The following is a 2,024-nucleotide window of genomic DNA, read 5'->3' as shown; positions in this document are numbered from 1 at the left end:
GTATGGCTTGTCCCCAAGGTGGGGATAAAAACCAGCATCTTTCTAAATCTGTAATTTGTTCTTTCATGCTTTCCCCTTCAACAAACAATTAATGGCTTGGGAATCAAGAGATGAAATACGCTTTTTAATCTGATGTGGTGGGTTTTCGAGAAATTGTTTGAGGTTTCCCGGTTTCACCTGATAGTATTTGGGAGAACTTTGATTAGCCTTGAGCCAGCCCCTCTGAATCCAATGTCTGACAGTTAATAAATTTAATGAGAGAATACTGGCGATTTGATGGCAGGTATAATTTTCTGAATTAGTTAAAGTTTTAGTCATACATACCTCTCTAAAATTCGATACCGAGAGAAGGTTTAAAAAGGAAAATTCAGGAGTGCGAAAAACTTGGGAGACTTATTTCCTTAGTCAAGCCACTCTAACTTTTACCCCTTGTAACTGCTGCATCCAAGTCTTGATTACTGTCACTTCCTCAGCCCCATTTGTAACTGCATCAATCACTTGCTTTTGATAAGAAGATTCGGCATCATTAGGGTTTTCAAACTTGTCAGCAGCCCAAGCCAAACACATCGTTTTTACCAGTGAATCAATCTTGCTGACAGGTAGTAAACTTGGACGGTCAACATCTTGAAATTGCAAATACTCTTTGACCAAATCAAGGGGATAATTCAACAAAGTCCGAATCTGTTTCACTCGTAAATCTTGGGGATGCGGCGGCTGTTCTGGTGTTAAGGGAAGCGATGTAGATGTACCCAAGCGAGATTGAATTTCGGTAATGATTACACCCCAGTCAGCATTTGCATTCCATTCTCTGCGGATTCTGACTTTAGTTGTGGCATCGTATAATCGACAGAACACCGTATTTTCTTCGCCAGCAGTAACAGCAATAATCAGGGGTTTAGAAAAGTCTTGTACCAGTGATCCTGATAATAAAAATGTTTTGGCAAAATTCGTGTCTATTCCAGTTCTGATTACATAAACCTCATCAGCCGCGACAACAATATCTAACTTGAGATTGTCCTTTCCTTTGAATTCTTTGGCTGTCACTCGTAGTTCTGATAAATAGCCTGTTAGTCCACGTTGCTGTACTGGAATAGTTTTATCTTGGTCAATGATGAAGTGATACCAAAGATATGATTCACCGTTTGATTCACCATTTTTGACATAAAGATAAACTGGTTCTGGTGGATTGCAAAAGCCTAGTTTGATTTCATTACTCATCCTTAACCTCTGCATTTATTGAGTGTGCAATAATAATTTTTCTGTGACACATACCTGAAATAATTGGCGAACACCTGAAAAGGCTGGTTCAGGTGTTCGTCTTTTTATGATGAAGTCTCTAAGTTAATAGAAAGCTGTTGATTATCCTCTAGTTCGCATTTCAAATACGACAGTGCTGTTTGAGCATCACCAACTGTTAGGTCTGGTTGGTAATCAAGTGCTTGGTAATCAGGATGTTTTTCGATTTGAGATATCAGAAACTGGGCAGATTCAACTAATAGCAATAAATCTGGTAAATCCATGTGAGTTGCTCCCTTGTGTAGTTAAAATTTGTCGACAACTGCCAACAAAAATCCGTGTCCAGTATTCTTGATTTGCACTAATTTCTTGTCCAACAAATACTGAATGATGGTTTGCGAAAACTGAATCCTGTGCAGAGGAATAGCACCACCCGAACCTTTGAGCGATCGCAACAATCTGGCAGCAGTTCGTTCTACGTAATAATCGACAACCTTAGCCATCGTTTGACCCTCCAATTGCCGTCAATTGCTGTTGAAGTGCTTTGATTTGCTGTTGATGTTCATCAATTTCTGCCTGTAGCTGCTGCTGTATTTCTGCAACAGAAAGTGTTTGAATCTGCTCGTCAGAGTAATGGCGAACTTCATCTGAATGCTTATCAGGAAGTACCAAAACAATTGGTAGAGTCGATGGGCGGTATTATCCGCCGCACCTCTCTGTTCAATCTGGGCGTGCCACTTTCGTTGCACCCAGCTTTCGATATTCTTAGCTTGCGCCTTTGCTCATGT

General features: G+C 40.2%; 6 protein-coding genes. All 6 read right to left on the bottom strand.

Annotated features, from left to right (window positions below; genetic code table 11):
• Positions 1-67 (bottom strand): DUF1392 family protein (locus H6G79_RS36275; protein ID WP_191049408.1); only part of this gene is annotated, 67 nt, incomplete at its 3' end.
• On the bottom strand, positions 64-318 hold the full coding sequence (locus tag H6G79_RS36270) for a hypothetical protein (RefSeq protein ID WP_190595349.1): 255 nt from the start codon (positions 316-318) through the stop codon (positions 64-66). The genes H6G79_RS36275 and H6G79_RS36270, both read right to left, overlap by 4 nt.
• 87 nt (positions 319-405) lie before the next feature.
• On the bottom strand, positions 406-1,218 hold the full coding sequence (locus H6G79_RS36265; protein ID WP_190595348.1) for a hypothetical protein: 813 nt from the start codon (positions 1,216-1,218) through the stop codon (positions 406-408).
• Between the two features lie 104 nt (positions 1,219-1,322).
• Positions 1,323-1,520 carry a hypothetical protein gene (locus H6G79_RS36260; protein ID WP_190595347.1) on the bottom strand — a complete coding sequence of 66 codons (198 nt, stop codon included), beginning with the start codon at positions 1,518-1,520 and terminating at the stop codon, positions 1,323-1,325.
• A 21-nt stretch (positions 1,521-1,541) separates the two neighbouring features.
• On the bottom strand, positions 1,542-1,739 hold the full coding sequence (locus H6G79_RS36255; RefSeq protein ID WP_190595346.1) for a hypothetical protein: 198 nt from the start codon (positions 1,737-1,739) through the stop codon (positions 1,542-1,544).
• On the bottom strand, positions 1,732-1,908 hold the full coding sequence (locus tag H6G79_RS36250) for a hypothetical protein (RefSeq protein WP_190595345.1): 177 nt from the start codon (positions 1,906-1,908) through the stop codon (positions 1,732-1,734). Before H6G79_RS36250 ends, H6G79_RS36255 begins: the two co-directional genes overlap by 8 nt.
• Positions 1,909-2,024 lie beyond the last annotated feature (116 nt).

The sequence above is a fragment of the Anabaena sp. FACHB-83 genome (genome assembly GCF_014697485.1).
Lineage (GTDB): Bacteria > Cyanobacteriota > Cyanobacteriia > Cyanobacteriales > Nostocaceae > Nostoc_B.
The sequence above is the reverse complement of the archived record's forward strand: the minus strand, read 5'-3'. Positions and strand labels throughout refer to the sequence as shown.

Excerpts from the sequence above, each read along its gene's own strand:
- H6G79_RS36270 (WP_190595349.1), bottom strand. The coding sequence starts at position 318 with ATGACTAAAACTTTAACTAATTCAGAAAATTATACCTGCCATCAAATC.
- H6G79_RS36265 (WP_190595348.1), bottom strand. The coding sequence starts at position 1,218 with ATGAGTAATGAAATCAAACTAGGCTTTTGCAATCCACCAGAACCAGTT.
- H6G79_RS36260 (WP_190595347.1), bottom strand. The coding sequence starts at position 1,520 with ATGGATTTACCAGATTTATTGCTATTAGTTGAATCTGCCCAGTTTCTG.
- H6G79_RS36255 (WP_190595346.1), bottom strand. The coding sequence starts at position 1,739 with ATGGCTAAGGTTGTCGATTATTACGTAGAACGAACTGCTGCCAGATTG.